This is a genomic window from Bradyrhizobium lupini (assembly GCF_040939785.1).
GTDB classification, from domain to species: Bacteria; Pseudomonadota; Alphaproteobacteria; order Rhizobiales; family Xanthobacteraceae; genus Bradyrhizobium; species Bradyrhizobium canariense_D.
Genome location: NZ_CP162553.1, coordinates 7,489,076 through 7,503,659 on the forward strand (window position 1 = coordinate 7,489,076; position 14,584 = coordinate 7,503,659).

The 14,584-nt window shown below is 63.7% G+C and carries 10 protein-coding genes and 3 pseudogenes; 9 read left to right on the forward strand and 4 right to left on the reverse strand.

What is annotated here, in order from left to right:
• Positions 1-7 precede the first annotated feature (7 nt).
• The 3 genes and pseudogenes from AB3L03_RS36080 to AB3L03_RS36090 all read right to left on the reverse strand — a co-directional run bounded on the left by AB3L03_RS36080 (position 8) and on the right by AB3L03_RS36090 (position 3,084).
• Positions 8-1,509, reverse strand: a pseudogene (locus tag AB3L03_RS36080) (sugar ABC transporter ATP-binding protein).
• A gap of 6 nt (positions 1,510-1,515) precedes the next feature.
• On the reverse strand, positions 1,516-2,538 hold the full coding sequence (locus AB3L03_RS36085) for a sugar ABC transporter substrate-binding protein (RefSeq protein ID WP_007610940.1): 1,023 nt from the start codon (positions 2,536-2,538) through the stop codon (positions 1,516-1,518).
• A gap of 141 nt (positions 2,539-2,679) precedes the next feature.
• Complete coding sequence (locus AB3L03_RS36090; protein WP_085353314.1) at positions 2,680-3,084, reverse strand: globin; 405 nt, start codon at positions 3,082-3,084, stop codon at positions 2,680-2,682.
• A gap of 526 nt (positions 3,085-3,610) precedes the next feature.
• On the opposite strand from AB3L03_RS36090, the gene AB3L03_RS36095 reads away from it, so the two are divergent.
• The 8 genes and pseudogenes from AB3L03_RS36095 to AB3L03_RS36130 all read left to right on the forward strand — a co-directional run bounded on the left by AB3L03_RS36095 (position 3,611) and on the right by AB3L03_RS36130 (position 12,543).
• Positions 3,611-4,048 carry a DUF2946 family protein gene (locus AB3L03_RS36095; protein ID WP_368509114.1) on the forward strand — a complete coding sequence of 146 codons (438 nt, stop codon included), beginning with the start codon at positions 3,611-3,613 and terminating at the stop codon, positions 4,046-4,048.
• Positions 4,018-6,224: pseudogene (locus AB3L03_RS36100) on the forward strand (TonB-dependent receptor family protein). Before AB3L03_RS36095 ends, AB3L03_RS36100 begins: the two are co-directional and overlap by 31 nt.
• Positions 6,225-6,358: 134 nt before the next feature.
• The gene (locus AB3L03_RS36105) at positions 6,359-6,877 is read left to right on the forward strand and encodes a copper chaperone PCu(A)C (RefSeq protein ID WP_085353308.1); all 519 of its coding nucleotides are present in this window, start codon (positions 6,359-6,361) and stop codon (positions 6,875-6,877) included.
• Positions 6,878-6,909: 32 nt separating this feature from the next.
• Entirely contained in the window at positions 6,910-7,428 is a 519-nt protein-coding gene (locus AB3L03_RS36110; RefSeq protein WP_162496494.1) for a YcnI family protein, read from the forward strand.
• Positions 7,428-8,990, forward strand: coding sequence for a copper resistance CopC/CopD family protein (locus tag AB3L03_RS36115; protein ID WP_368507980.1), 1,563 nt, complete (start codon positions 7,428-7,430; stop codon positions 8,988-8,990). The genes AB3L03_RS36110 and AB3L03_RS36115 overlap by 1 nt, the downstream gene beginning before the upstream one ends.
• A gap of 153 nt (positions 8,991-9,143) precedes the next feature.
• Complete coding sequence (gene proS, locus AB3L03_RS36120; protein WP_368507981.1) at positions 9,144-10,463, forward strand: proline--tRNA ligase; 1,320 nt, start codon at positions 9,144-9,146, stop codon at positions 10,461-10,463.
• 90 nt (positions 10,464-10,553) lie between these two features.
• On the forward strand, positions 10,554-11,834 hold the full coding sequence (locus tag AB3L03_RS36125) for a lipoprotein-releasing ABC transporter permease subunit (protein ID WP_007603606.1): 1,281 nt from the start codon (positions 10,554-10,556) through the stop codon (positions 11,832-11,834).
• A gap of 7 nt (positions 11,835-11,841) precedes the next feature.
• A complete protein-coding gene (locus tag AB3L03_RS36130; RefSeq protein WP_018455056.1) occupies positions 11,842-12,543 on the forward strand; it encodes an ABC transporter ATP-binding protein in 702 nt (233 codons plus the stop codon).
• A gap of 77 nt (positions 12,544-12,620) precedes the next feature.
• Here the strand turns inward: AB3L03_RS36130 and AB3L03_RS36135 are convergent, their stop codons facing one another.
• Positions 12,621-13,700, reverse strand: a complete 1,080-nt coding sequence (locus AB3L03_RS36135) for a zinc-binding dehydrogenase (protein WP_368507982.1) — start codon at positions 13,698-13,700, stop codon at positions 12,621-12,623.
• 107 nt (positions 13,701-13,807) lie between these two features.
• Here AB3L03_RS36135 and AB3L03_RS36140 point away from each other — a divergent pair.
• Positions 13,808-14,580 (forward strand): annotated as a pseudogene (locus AB3L03_RS36140) (helix-turn-helix transcriptional regulator).
• Positions 14,581-14,584 lie beyond the last annotated feature (4 nt).

Genomic DNA, 14,584 nt, shown 5'->3' on the forward strand with positions numbered 1-14,584 from the left:
TTCTCCGTCACGCCGCTTCCAGCAGGCGGTCCTTGCTGACCGGCTCGTTCTTGAATTCGCGCACCAATGCGCCGCGCTTGAGCACCAGGATGCGGTCGGCCAGCGACAGCACCGTTTCCGGCTCGGTCGACAGCACGATGATCGCGAGCCCCTGGCGCGGAGATCACGGACGATGTTGATGACGTCGTTCTTGGCGCCGACATCCATGCCGCGAGTGGGCTCGCAGAGCACCAGCAGTTTTGGCGGATAGGTCAGCCATTTCGCCAGCGCGACTTTCTGTTGGTTGCCGCCGGAGAGCATGCCGAGATCGAGGCCGACCACGGGCGGCCTGATCTGGAGCTGCTCGACCTGGCGCTTTGCGATGTCGCGCTCCTGCGCCGGCTTGAGCAGCAACGCCGAGATGCGATCGAGGATGCTGATCGAGATGTTCTTGTAAACCGGCTCCTGGTGAAACAGCATCGCGCGCCGGCTCTCCGGCACCAGCGCCACCCCGGCGCGCCGCGCCGCCGCCGTGCTCGCGAAGGTCTTGGGCTTGCCCTCGACAGCGAGCGTGCCGCCGTCCGGCTTCAGCTTGCCGAACAAGATGCGCGACAGCTCCTGCTGGCCGCAGCCCATGAAGCCGTAGATGCCGAGCACTTCGCCGGCGCGCGCCTCGAAGGAGATGTCCTTCAGGCTGCGGGCCAGCGACAGCTGGTCGACCCTTAGGACAACCGAGCTGTCGCTCGGTTGGGGCAGCATCAAATCGTCGCTGTAGCTGTGCTCGAGCGCTTCGCCGCCGCGGCCGATCATGGCCTCGATCAGCGCGCCCTTGTTGGTCGCGGCACTTGCCGTCTCCGCGACCTTCCGCCCGTTGCGGAACACGGTGACCGTGTCGGACACGCGCAAGATGTCCTCGATGAAATGCGAGATGAAGACGATCGCCGTGCCTTCCTCGCGCAGGCGCCGCAGGGTCGCGAACAATCGCTCGACCTCGGGCGGAGAGAGGGCGGACGTCGGCTCGTCCAGGATGACGATGCGCGCGCCGGAGAACAGCACGCGCGCGATCTCGATCAGCTGCTGCAGCCCAATCGGGAGGTCGCCGAGCCTGCTCATCGGATCGACGTCGATGCCGAAGCGGGCGAGCTGCTCGCCGGCCTCCCGCGCCATCCGCCGCCATTGCACGAGGCCGAGCCGGTTGGTCGGCTGGTTGCCCAGAAACACGTTCTCCGCAACCGTGAGGTCGGGCGCGACCGACAGCTCCTGGTGCACCATGGCGATGCCGGCGCTGTGAGCGTCGCGGGCCGAGCGGAAATGCGTCTCCTGTCCGTCGATCAGGAAGCGACCCGAGAATTCGGTGTGCACGCCGGCGATGATCTTCATCAGCGTGCTTTTTCCCGCGCCGTTCTCGCCAACGAGACCATGGATCTCGCCGGGTGAGAGCGCGAAGTCGACACCACGAAGCGCCTCGACGCCGCCGAAGCTCTTCGTGATGCCCTGCAGTTCCAGAATGGGCGAACGATCCTCTCGCATGGAGGCTCAGATCAGGAAGTGATCCTGCATCCACTGCATGCCGGCGGCGTTGGCCTTGGTCACGACCGGACCGTCGGTGACGACGTTCTTCGGGATGCCCTGTCCGCTCTTTTCGCCCCCGACCACGGCGGAGACGCCCGCAATGATGGCGCCGCCATGAATGCGGCAGGACGGATTGCGCACGGTGGCGAACATGCGGCCTTCGCTGACGGCCTGGATCGCCGGCGGCATCGCATCCACACCGCCGATCAGGATGTTGGTGCGGCCCCGCGCCTTCATGATGTTGGCGGCGGCGAGCGCCATGTCGTCATTGTGGAAGAACGCCGCGTCGATCTGCGGATACTTCGTCAGGTAGGTTTCCCAGAGACGCGCGGTCTTCGACACATCCCAGTCGGCCGGCTGGGTGTCGAGCACCTCGATCCCAGGGAATTGCTTCACGACGTTGTTGAAGCCCTTGGCGCGGCCCTGCGCGCCGGTGTGGCCGAGGGCTCCTTGCGTCATGATGATCTTGCCCTTGCCGCCCATGGCGTTGCACAGCGCCTGCGTCACCGAGGCGCCCATGAACTCGTTATCGGGGGCGAGGAAGGAGTGGACGTTGATCTGGTCGAGCGGCGCAATCAGCGTGTCCATGTCGATCACGGGCGTGCCGGCGTCGATCATCTTCTGCACCGGCTGGGTGAGCGTGCCGATGCCAAAAGCCTGGATCGCGACGAAGTCCCATTTCTGCGAGGCCATGTTGTCGATCGCCGCGCGCTGCTTCACGGCATCGAGCTGGCCGTCGAACCAGGTGACCTCGACATTGAACAGCTTGCCCCAGAATTCCGCGGCCTGCTTGCCCTGCGCGCACCAGGTCGCCTGGAGGCCCGCGTTGGAGAACGCCGCCTTCAGCGGCTTCTCGCTTCGTCCGACTTCGGCTGCAAGGGCGGGGTTTATGCCCATGCTGCCGAGGATGGCAGTCGCGGCGCCGGCGGTTGCTGCCGCCTGAAGAAGATCGCGCCTCGTCGTCGAGAAATCTTTCGTCCCGGACATCGCTCGCTCCCATACAATTCTATCTCGGCGCGTCATTGATTGCGCGACCGATGTTCGAAAGTGTCTCACAAGAGTTGGTGCCACTCAATCCGCAATCAACGGCGGGGTCGCCGCGAGCTCGTGTTGGTGCAGCGCAAAGCGTCAGGCCTGTACGGCGGCGAACGCGTCGATCTCGATGAGCAATCGGTCCCATGCCTGCGCCATGCCCGGCGACCATTCATCGCGGAGAAGATCGCGCAGCGTATCCCTGATGACGGCGAAGAAGGCGATGAACAGCTCGCGCGGCGTGCCGTAGCCATCGTGCGATACGACCTCGCATGTGATCAGCCGGAATTGCCCGCGGCGATCACCGGCGAAGTCGAGAATCGCCTCGATCGTGAGTGCGAGCATCGATCCCATCACGATCTCGCTGCCTAGCGTGCGGAACATCGCCCGGGTTTCGGGATGCTGCTCGAACAGCCGCTGATAGACGAGTGGCGTGAGATCGATGCAGCGCGAGGCTGCAAGTTCAAAGCTCTGTTCGATCGGATTGGGAGAAGGATTCATCGGTGCTTTAGCCCCGCAGACAAAAAAAGAGCGGGGCCCTAGCCCCGCTCGAAAATTGTGTCGACCCTATTATCCCCGATTCTAAGATTTGATCTTGATTGGCGGGGCGACGCTGCATTTTGCGCGTCAGGGGCTCCTCCCGAGACTTGGACCACCAGACTTCGACCTCGCGGCCAGCCTGAGCAAAAGGATGCTAGATCAACTTTTCTCACTTGTCATCATTTTCGGCAACGAATGTTCAAAATTCGAGCAATTGACGAAATGATCGGGCGGCCGGCCGCATAAGTGTATGACAAATATAAGAAATCTGTGGATGGGCCAGGTCTCGACTGCCTCAAATCCCGGAGGTCCCCTCCCTTGGGCCGGCCGGACCACAGTTCCGGGGAATTTGCGCGGGACCAAGAAGGCGGCGGAACCGGGCTCGACTTGGCCATCCGCCGGTGTTTAGTTAGTAGACGAACAAACGGTTCGGCGGATGCGCGCACGGCTGCAAAAATTCCTACCTCTGGTCCTGCTTGCCCTAGTGATGCAGGTGCTGGCGCCGATTGCCGCCTGTCTGGCGGCCGGCCAGGCCGTGGCCGATCCGCTGTCCGCCGCCGTCATCTGCCACAGCGCAGGCGAGCAAGGCGGGCTGAACGATCCGGCGGGTACGCCGGTCGCACATGCCGGTACGTGTGCCCTCTGTTGCCTGGCGCAGGTGGGCGCGTCGCCCGATCGCCGCCGCACGCCGCACTCTCCGTTCCCTTGCGCCACGCCCAGCGCGTGGTGTGGCACGCGGCGGAGGCATTCGCCGGCGCGGCCCATAAGGGTACAAACGCCCAGGCGCGCGCCCCGCCTCAATTTTCCTGACGACTCTCGTGATCGCCGCGGTCCGCCGCAGGCGATTGATGCTGTCGAATGGCCGGAGAGAAAGCCCGGCGTCAGGAATGCCCCATGTTACGTTGTCATGCCCGCCTTGGCGTGAGCGTCGTTGCCATTCAGGCCGCGCTGCTTGCGTCGTCGAGCGGAGCCTTTGCCCAAGACAGCAGCGCAGTGCTGCCGCCGATCACGGTTGAGGCGCCTCACCAGAAGCGTACGCCGGCGGTCCGACCGCCACGCAATTCTGCGCGATCGGCCCGCATCACCCGAAGCCTGCGAACGACCCCATCACCGCAGGAAACCGTGAGCGACCAGAGTGCAGGGGCTCCGGGTGCCCTGACGGTTCTGACTGCTCAACAAGCGCTGGCGGAAATTGACCAGACCCGGGCGGCGTGGCGCTCGTGTCGGCCGAGGCGTACAGGAACTCGACGCCGTCCAACACGATCAAGGATGTTCTGGATTACGTGCCCGGCGTGTACGCCCAGCCCAAATGGGGCGACGACACCCGCCTTTCGATTCGTGGGTCCGGCCTGTCGCGCAATTTTCATCTGCGCGGTGTGCAGCTCTATATGGACGGCATTCCGATCAACACTGCGGATGGCTATGGCGATTTCCAGGAGATCGATCCGAGCGCCTACAAATATGTTGAAGTCTTCAAGGGCGGCAACGCGCTTCAGTTCGGCGCCAATTCGCTGGGAGGCGCGATCAACTTCGTGACCCCGACCGGCCGCGACTCGTTTCCGCATGGTGTGTCCTTCGATGTCGGAGGATTCGGCTACAAACGACTTCAGGCGAACGCAGGAGGCGTCAACGGTCCGTGGGACGGCTTCGTGACCGCTTCCACGCAGGCCGCAGACGGATTTCGCGATCACAGCTTCGGCTCGAGCAACCGCTTGAGCGGTAATGTGGGCTATCAGTTCTCCGCGGATGTCGAGACACGGTTCTACCTCAATGCCAACGAGGTGCGGCAGCGAATTCCGGGTACCGTGACCAAGATGTCCGCTTTGACCGATCCGGAAGCTGCTGCACCCGCGAATGTTGCGATGGATCAGCAGCGCAATATCGATACTGTCAGGCTCGCCAACAAAACCACCGTTCGTTTCGATGACACCAAAGTCGAATTCGGCGCCTTTGGCGTCGATCGCCATTTGATGCATCCGATCTTCCAGTGGCTGGACTACCGTTACAAGGACTACGGCGGATTCGCGAAGATCACGGATGACCGCACCATTGGCGGCTTCCGCAACAAGTTGGTCGCAGGCGTCAATGTGCTGAACGGCAGCATTGACAACCAGCAGTTCGCCAACATTGGCGGGCAGAAGGGCGCACTGCTTTCTTCCTCGATCGATCGGTCGGAGAATATTTCCGCCTATGTCGAGGACAGCTTCTACGTCCTTCCAAATCTTGCGCTGATCGGCGGCACGCAATTTCTGTACGCGACCCGCAATCGGCAGGATCGCTTCATCAGCGACGGGGATCAATCGGGGGCAACGCGCTTTAATCTCTGGTCGCCGAAAGGCGGTGTGTTGTGGCAAATTGATCCGGCCTGGCAAGCCTTCGCCAATGTCTCGCGGAGTGCCGAGGTGCCGAGCTTCGGCGAAAGCGCGATTGGTCTCGGCATTCCGACGATCCCGTTCACCAGCATCCGCCCGCAGATTGCGACCACGTACGAAATCGGGACTCGCATGAAGCGATCTGATTATGCCTGGGAACTGACGGCCTACCGGGCCAACATTCGCGACGAATTGCAATGCCTCTATAGTACTTTCGGCAATTGCAATGTGACCAATGCCGACCGCACCTTTCATCAAGGCATCGAGGCCGGCGCGAGCGCAGCAATCCTTCGTGACATCTTCGTCAATGGCCCTGCGCCGGACAAGGTCTGGCTGAATGTCGCCTATTCCTTCAACGACTTCCGCTTCGACAAAGATCCGACCTTCGGAAACAATCGATTGCCGGGAGCTCCAACTCACTACCTGCGGGCGGAGCTTCTCTACAAGCACCCTTCCGGTTTCTATGTTGGACCCAACGTCGAATGGGTGCCACAGGCCTACTTCGTCGACAGCATGAACACGCTGACGACAGAGCCTTACGCCCTGTTGGGATTGAAAGCCGGCTTCGACAATGGTGGCCCGATGTCTGCCTACATCGAGGGGCGTAATCTCACCAACAAGACCTACACAGCCAGCGCGAGCATCATCGATCGAGCGACGGCGACGTCAGCATTGTTTGAGCCGGGCACGGGACGGGCAGTGTACGCTGGAATGAGGTATCGATGGTGACGTGCAAATGGGCGCTTGGGCCTATATTCGGCCCGCGGCAGGCCGGCATTCCGAATGCCGATGCTGACGGAAGGTCGTTGTGGAAGAATGCAGGGCCATTCTCGGCCCGATCAATCGCGAAAGAGGCAATCAACATGAAGACTATCGGACGAACTCTCCTTGCAATTTCACTGTTGCTGACCGCCTGTGCCGCCGCGCAGGCCGAGGACATCAAGGCCGGCGATCTCGTCATCTCGCAGGCGTGGAGCCGGGCGACACCAGGCGGAGCCAAGGTGGCCGGCGGCTATCTGACCATCGAGAACAAGGGCACCGTGGCAGACAAGCTGGTCAGCGTTTCCGCCGATATCGCGGGGAAGGCTGAGGTCCACGAGATGGCGATGGACAATGGCGTGATGAAGATGCGCCTGCTCGACAAGGGGCTCGTGATTGATCCCGGCAAGACGGTGAAGTTCGCCCCCGGCGGCTACCACCTGATGCTTCAGGAGCTGAAGGGTCCCTTCAAGCAGGGCGACAAGGTGCCGGTGACGCTTCAGTTCGAGAAGGCCGGCAAGGTCGCCGTCTCCCTCGACGTCCAAGGCGTCGGCGCGCAGGCGCCCGGCGACAGTGGGCACATGATGAAGAAAATGCCTGATCATTCGGGAATGAAGATGTGACCAGCGTGATCTGGACCTTCGGGAGACTCAATATGTCGAAGCGAACCTGGCTGATCTTTCTGGGCGTATTTGCGGCAACGCCAGCGACTGCGCACGTCTTCCTCGAAGGCAAGCAGGCGACAGTGGGGGGATCGTACAAGGCCGTCTTCGCCGTCCCGCACGGTTGCGCGGGCTCGCCCACGGTGAAAATCCGGGTGCAGATCCCGGAAGGCGTGATCGCGGTGAAACCGATGCCGAAGGCGGGCTGGAGTGTTGACGTGGTCGAGGGCAAATACGCCAGCGAATACGACTATCACGGCAACAAGCTCTCCTCCGGCGTCAAGGAGGTGACCTGGTCCGGCGGCAAGCTGCCGGACAAGAACTATGACGAGTTCGTCATGCACACGGCCCTGACCGACACGCTCAAGCCGAACACGATCCTGTACTTCCCCGTCGTCCAGGAATGCGAGACCGGCCTCAGTCGCTGGATCGAAATTCCAGCGGAGGGGGCAGGGCATTCGCATGAGAGCAAATCGCCGGCGCCAGGCGTAAAACTCCTGCCAAAACCCTGATGCGCCTGCTCGCCGCGGTCGCGACGCTGCTCCTCGTTGTCGGTTTCGCGACCGGCGCTTCGGCGCACGCGGCGCTGGTCGCGGTCGAGCCGGCGAGCGGCAGCATGCTCGCGAGCGCGCCGAAGGCGGTGGAGTTGCGTTTCAACGAGACAGTGACGCCGGGCGCGATCCGGCTGATCGACGGCGCAGGCAGGGCGCGGGATGACGTGCGCGTCAGCGCATCGGGCGAGACCATCTCGGTTGCGATGCCGGCGGACCTGCCGCAGGGCACGGCCGTCGTCAGCTATCGCGTGATCTCGCAGGATGGCCATCCCGTCGTTGGATCGGTGATCTTCTCGATAGGCACGCCGACGGGGACGCAACCTCCCGCAAACGCCGATGGCGGATTGAACGTGCTGATCTGGCTGGCGCGGGTCGGTCTCTATCTTGGCGTGTTCGTCGGCGTCGGCGGCGTTTTCTTTGCACGGTGGGTTGCGTGGTCGATGACCGGCATAACTGTTCCGTGCGTGGCGCTCGCCATCGGTCTCCCGAGCGCGGTGGTGTCCCTTGGCGTGTTGGGGCTTGATCTCCTCGGGCTACCGTTGTCGGCTCTCGCGACGATGGCTCCCTGGAAAGTGGCATTCGGGACCAGCGCGGGCCCCGCCTTGCTCGTGGCCGTCGCTGCAATGCTGTTCGCATTGCTGGCGCTAGGCAGCGCGTGGTGCGCGCGCGCTCTGGCCATTATTGCCTTCGTCGGCGTCGGCTTGTCGCTGGCAATGACCGGGCACGCCGCTACGGCACCGCCCGAACTGTTGACCCGGCCGGCAATCTTTCTCCATGGTCTTGGTGTTGCCTTCTGGATTGGAGCCCTCGCACCGCTGGTCGCCCTGTTATCGAAGCGGCCCGCCGTGGCATTGCCTGTCGTGAACCGCTTCTCTCGCCTCGCCGCGCCGGTCGTTGGTGTTCTCGCATTGACCGGCCTCGCGCTCGCCATCGTCCAGCTTGAGGATCCGTCTGCATTGGTCGAGACCCGCTACGGGCTCATCCTCTCGATCAAGCTCGCGCTGGTCCTCGTGCTGTTGGCGCTTGCCGCGCTCAACCGCTTCCGCCTGACCCCGGCGCTCGCGGGAGATCACAAGGCTGCGCCGGCCCTGAAGCGCTCGATCGTGATCGAATGCGCCATCGCGCTCGGCATCTTCGCCGTGGTCGCCGGCTGGCGCTTCACGCCGCCGCCGCGGACGATCGTTCCGGAGACCCCGCTGGCGATCCACATCCACACCGACAGGGCGATGTTTCAGATCCTGGTCTCGCCGGGTAAGGCGGGTATCGACGATTTCGTGCTGCAGCTCATCACTGGCGAGGGGGCGGTGCTGGAGGCCAAGGAGGTGACGCTGACGCTGAGCCTGCCCGAACGCGGCATCGAGCCGATGGAGCGGAACGCCTCGCTCGGGCCGGACAGCTACTGGCACGTGCGCAAGGTCGAGCTGCCCTTTGCGGGCCGCTGGCATGTGCGGATCGACGCGCTGGTGAGCGATTTCGAGAAGATCACTCTGGAGGACGAGCTTGAGGTGGCGGCGCCCTGAATCGGGCTCTTCGGCACATCACGTCGAATCTGAAGTCGACGGAAAAATGACAGGAATTCCGCTGTGTTAGCGGGTTTTCCTCATTCCCGGTCTTGTGTTTTGGCTCCCAATCCGGTTTCACTGCAAGTCATCACTGATTCCTCGAGTATTGCCATGCGGTTGTCGCGGTTCTTTCTGCCCATTCTGAAGGAAAATCCGAAAGAGGCGGAGATCGTCTCGCATCGGCTGATGCTGCGTGCCGGCATGATCCGGCAGGAGGCCGCCGGCATCTATGCCTGGCTGCCGCTCGGCTTCCGCGTCTTGAAGAAGATCGAGCAGATCGTGCGCGAGGAGCAGGACCGCTCCGGCGCGCTGGAACTGTTGATGCCGACGCTCCAGCTCGCCGACCTCTGGCGCGAGAGCGGCCGCTACGATGCCTATGGCCCCGAGATGCTGCGCATCGCCGACCGGCACAAGCGTGAGCTGCTGTATGGCCCGACCAACGAGGAAATGATCACCGAGATCTTCCGCGCCTATGTGAAGTCCTACAAGAGCCTGCCGCTGAATCTCTATCATATTCAATGGAAATTCCGCGACGAGCAGCGTCCGCGCTTCGGCGTGATGCGCGGCCGCGAGTTCCTGATGAAGGACGCCTATTCATTCGACCTCAACGAGGCCGCGGCGCGCGTCGCCTACAACAAGATGTTCGTCGCGTATTTGCGCACCTTCGCGCGGATGGGGCTGAAGGCGATCCCGATGCGCGCCGAGACCGGCCCGATCGGCGGCGATCTCAGTCATGAGTTCATTGTGCTGGCCGAGACCGGCGAATCCGGCGTGTTCATCAATCGCGACGTGCTGGACCTGCCGGTGCCGGGCGAGGACGTCGACTATGAGAGCGATTTGACGCCGATCATCAAGCAATGGACCTCGGTCTATGCGGCGACGGAAGACGTTCACGACGCCGCGCGCTTCGAGCAGGAAGTGCCCGCGGACAAGCGGGTGAACACCCGCGGTATCGAGGTCGGGCAGATCTTCTATTTCGGCACGAAGTATTCCGAGGCGATGAAGGCGCTGGTGGCAGGCCCCCACGGTGTCGACGTGCCGATCCACGGCGGCTCCTACGGCGTCGGCGTCTCGCGCCTGCTCGGCGCCATTATCGAGGCCTGCCATGACGATGCCGGCATCAAATGGCCGGAGGCCGTTGCCCCGTTCCGCGTGTCGATTCTCAACCTCAAGCAGGGCGATGCCGCGGTCGATGCGGCCTGCGAGAAGCTCTATGCGGAGCTGTCCGCCAAGTGCGTCGACGTGCTCTACGACGACACCGACCAGCGCGCCGGAGCCAAATTCGCCGCCGCCGACCTGATCGGCATTCCGTGGCAGATCATGATCGGGCCGAAAGGGCTCGCCGACGGCAACGTCGAGCTCAAGCGGCGAAGTGACGGCGCCCGCGAGATCATGTCGCCTGCGGACGCGGTCGCAAGACTTGTGGGCTGATAAGGCTGGTCGGCTGAATATTGTTCATCGCCCGAGATCGCGGCCGCCAATCCGGCCACATTTGACCCCGAATCATGGGACTATCGAGCGATGGATGAGACCATGACCGAAACTGTTCAAACCGCGCCTTTTGCGCCATTCGAGTGGATGCTGTCGGCGCGTTACTTACGGGCGCGCCGCAAGGAGGGATTCATCTCGGTCATCGCCGGGTTCTCCTTCCTCGGGATCATGCTGGGCGTGGCGACGCTGATCATCGTCATGGCCGTCATGAACGGCTTCCGCAAGGAGTTGCTCGACAAGATCCTCGGGCTCAACGGCCACATCCTGGTCCAGCCGCTGGAATCGCCGCTGACCGACTGGAAGGACGTCGCCGACCGCCTCAGTCAGGTCCAGGGCATTCGGCTCGCAGCGCCCGTGGTGGATGGCCAGGCGCTGGCGTCATCGCCGTGGAACGCCTCCGGCGTCCTGGTGCGCGGCATCCGCTCCGACGACCTCAACAACCTCACCTCGATCGCCAAGAACATCAAGCAGGGCTCGCTCGAGGGCTTCGATGACGGGCAGGGGGTCGCGATCGGCCGGCGCCTCGCTGACCAGCTGTCGCTGCACGCCGGCGACAGCATCACGCTGGTGGCGCCTAAGGGCGCGGTCACGCCGATGGGCACGACACCGCGCATCAAGCCGTACAAGATCGCCGCGGTGTTCGAGATCGGCATGTCCGAGTATGATCTCGGCTTCGTGTTCATGCCGCTCGCGGAGGCGCAGGCCTATTTCAACCGCAGCAACGACGTCACCTCGATCGAGGTCTTCACCACCAATCCGGATCAGATCGTCGCGTTCCGCCAGGCCGTGACGGAGGCGGCGGGCCGGCCGGTGTTTCTGGTGGACTGGCGGCAGCGCAACTCGACCTTCTTCAACGCGCTCCAGGTCGAACGCAACGTGATGTTCCTGATCCTCACCATGATCGTGCTGGTCGCCGCGCTCAACATCGTTTCCGGCCTGATCATGCTGGTGAAGGACAAGGGCAGCGACATCGCGATCCTGCGGACCATGGGGGCCTCGCAAGGCTCGATCATGCGCATCTTCCTGATCACGGGCGCCTCGATCGGCGTGGTCGGTACGATGGTCGGCTTCATCGTCGGGCTGGTGATCTGCCTGAACATCGAATCGATCAGGCAATTCCTGTCCTGGCTGACCAGCACCGAACTGTTTTCGCCAGAGCTATATTTCCTGTCGAAGCTGCCCGCCGAGATCGACATCGGCGAGACCTCGGCCGTCGTGATCATGGCGCTGACGCTGTCGTTCCTGGCGACGCTGTATCCGTCCTGGCGCGCCGCGCGCCTCGATCCCGTCGAAGCGCTGCGGTACGAGTGAGGGGCTGATGGAGCAGCAGGGGGCGGAAGATGTACCGGTCATTTATCTCCACGAGATAAAGCGACAGTACTTGCAGGGCGAGGTGCCGCTGACGATCCTCGACGGCGCCAAGCTCGCGCTGTGGGCGGGCCAGTCCGTCGCGCTGGTGGCGCCGTCAGGCTCGGGCAAGTCGACGCTGCTGCACATTGCGGGTCTGTTGGAAGCGCCCGATTCCGGCGAGGTCTACGTCAATGGCGCGCCGACCTCGCAACTGCCCGACATCGAGCGCACCCAGCTTCGCCGCACCGATATCGGCTTCGTCTACCAGTCCCACCGGCTGTTGCCGGAGTTCTCGGCGCTGGAGAACGTCATGCTGCCGCAGATGATCCGCGGCCTCAAGAAATCCGAGAGCGTCAAGCGCGCCAAGGAGATCCTTGGCTATCTCGGCCTCGGCGAGCGCATCACGCACCGTCCGTCCGAGCTGTCGGGCGGCGAGCAGCAGCGCGTTGCAATCGCGCGCGCGGTGGCCAATGCTCCGCGGGTGCTGTTTGCGGACGAGCCGACCGGCAATCTCGATCCGCACACCGCTGACCACGTCTTCCAGGCCCTGATGCAGCTCGTCAAGGCGACCAAGGTCTCGATGCTAATCGCGACCCACAACATGGAGCTCGCCGGCCGGATGGACCGCCGCGTGTCGCTGTCGAACGGCCAGGTGGTCGAGCTCGAGTAAAAACCGCGAAAACAACCCCATGCACAGTAGCCAAGTGCTTGGGCGCACTGACGAAAAAAATGGTGCTCCCGGGAGGTTCAAGGCCGGATCACCGTCAATTTGAACGGCCCGCCATTGGCTGCGGCATGGGCTACCGCCTCATTGGCGTGGTCGAGGTCGAAGGCCGTGGCCTCGTACTCCTCCAGCCTCAGCAGTCCCGCGCGCACCAGCGCGATCAGGCGGCTTGCCGCATCCGGCGGATACATCCAGACGCCGTGGATGCTGATGCAGTTGCGCATGATCCAGGGGTAGGGCAGCTCGAGGCCAGCGCCGCCGGCCATGCCGACGCCACCCATCAGCACGACGCGGCCATTGGGGCGCACCGTCATGATCGCCGCGCGCACCACATTCGTGCTCACCGAGGGCGGCATGATGTCGAGCACGCAGTCGATCGGCCCGGGCGCCGCACGCTTCATGCTCTCGCGGTCGTCATCCTCGTTGCCGGAGAGTTTGACCGGCTTCACGCGATCGCCGAAACGGCGGACGAGGTCGGCCAAGATCTTGTCGTTGCGGCCGGGCGCGACCACGCAGGCCGCGCCCATCGCGAGCGCGACCGAGACGGCTGCGCTGCCGAAATTGCCGGTGGCCCCGCTCACCAGCACGGTCTCGCCGGGCTGAAGGCTGGCGGCGAGAAAGCCGCCATAGGGCACCAGCAGCGTCCCCAGCGCGCACCATCGCGTGGCGTCCTCCGACTCGATCGTGCCAAGCCGTTTGACGTTCTCCGTCGGCACCCGCATCTGCTCGGCGAACGAGCCATGGCGAAAATGCTGTTGCAGGCGCATGGCGCCGGCACCGGGGGCAGTGAGTCCTTGCAGGGCAATGTCGGGCGCTGCGGCGTCGTCGCGCGAGCGCACCGTCGGGTCGCAGAACACCCAGTCGCCAACGCTGAGCTTGGTTGCGTCCGGGCCGATGGCGCGCACCCGGCCGATGCCGCCTGGCCCCGGGATGATCGGCAGGTCGAAGGCATAGTTGCGTGCCCCGCTGAAGACCTCGTTCATGTAGGACAGCACCCGCGTTGCGATGACGTCCACGATGACCTCGCCCGTGCCGAGCACAGGGTCCGCGGCTTCCTCAATCGCAAGCGGCGATCCAAATGATTTCAATACGGCAGCTTTCATGATCTCACCTCAAAGTGGGTTGAAGCCCATATGCGCCGCCGTTCCAGGCCCAGGAAGGCCTGGTATTATCCTAGTATTCCCCAAGCCCTCCATCGAGGCACGTCACCATGGCCGACCCACGCCGCGTCGAATTCGGCGACTTCCTCAGGTCCCGCCGCGAAAAGCTGTCGCCGAAGACGGTCGGGCTTCCCGCGGGCCGGCGGCGTCGCACGGCGGGCCTGCGCCGCGAAGAGGTGGCGCAGCTCGCCGGTATCGGCGTCGACTGGTACATCCGCCTCGAGCAGGGCCGCACCGTCAGCCCCTCGGTCACCACCGTGGATGCGCTGGCGCGAGCGTTGCGCCTCAGCAAGACCGAGCACGCCCATCTCAAGGCACTTGCGCGCGACGGCGATAGGCGCGCGTTCACGCGCGAGATCGTGCCGCCCCCGTTCGGCGGATGATCGAGAGCCTGGCGCAGCCGGCCTATGTCACGGGGCGGCGCTGGGACGTGCTGGCCTGGAACGCGGCGGCCGAGGAGATCTTCGGGTTCGGACAATTGCCCGAGCAGGACCGCAACACGCTGCTGCTGGTCATGACGAACAAGCAGACGCGAAAATTCTACGGTGCCGGCTGGGCTGACATCGCCAAGAGCATGGTCGCGATGTTTCGCGCCACTCACGACGTCTGGGCCGGCGATCCCGCCTTTACGGAATTGCTGACGCGGCTGCGCCAGGGCAGTCCGGAATTCGTCAAATGGTGGGAGGCGCACGAGATCCGCAGCACTGCCGCGGGCCTCAAGATCATGAACCATCCGACCAAGGGCGTGCTCCGGTTCGAGCACACGAGCTTTCAGGCCAATGACGATCCGGCGCTGAAGCTCGTGATCTACACGCCGGTGTAGATTG

Excerpts from the sequence above, each read along its gene's own strand:
- AB3L03_RS36115 (WP_368507980.1), top strand. The coding sequence starts at position 7,428 with ATGCGCCTGCTCGCCGCGGTCGCGACGCTGCTCCTCGTTGTCGGTTTC.
- AB3L03_RS36130 (WP_018455056.1), top strand. The coding sequence starts at position 11,842 with ATGGAGCAGCAGGGGGCGGAAGATGTACCGGTCATTTATCTCCACGAG.
- AB3L03_RS36135 (WP_368507982.1), bottom strand. The coding sequence starts at position 13,700 with ATGAAAGCTGCCGTATTGAAATCATTTGGATCGCCGCTTGCGATTGAG.
- AB3L03_RS36085 (WP_007610940.1), bottom strand. The coding sequence starts at position 2,538 with ATGTCCGGGACGAAAGATTTCTCGACGACGAGGCGCGATCTTCTTCAG.
- AB3L03_RS36090 (WP_085353314.1), bottom strand. The coding sequence starts at position 3,084 with ATGAATCCTTCTCCCAATCCGATCGAACAGAGCTTTGAACTTGCAGCC.
- proS (WP_368507981.1), top strand. The coding sequence starts at position 9,144 with ATGCGGTTGTCGCGGTTCTTTCTGCCCATTCTGAAGGAAAATCCGAAA.
- AB3L03_RS36125 (WP_007603606.1), top strand. The coding sequence starts at position 10,554 with ATGGATGAGACCATGACCGAAACTGTTCAAACCGCGCCTTTTGCGCCA.
- AB3L03_RS36095 (WP_368509114.1), top strand. The coding sequence starts at position 3,611 with ATGCAGGTGCTGGCGCCGATTGCCGCCTGTCTGGCGGCCGGCCAGGCC.
- AB3L03_RS36110 (WP_162496494.1), top strand. The coding sequence starts at position 6,910 with ATGTCGAAGCGAACCTGGCTGATCTTTCTGGGCGTATTTGCGGCAACG.
- AB3L03_RS36105 (WP_085353308.1), top strand. The coding sequence starts at position 6,359 with ATGAAGACTATCGGACGAACTCTCCTTGCAATTTCACTGTTGCTGACC.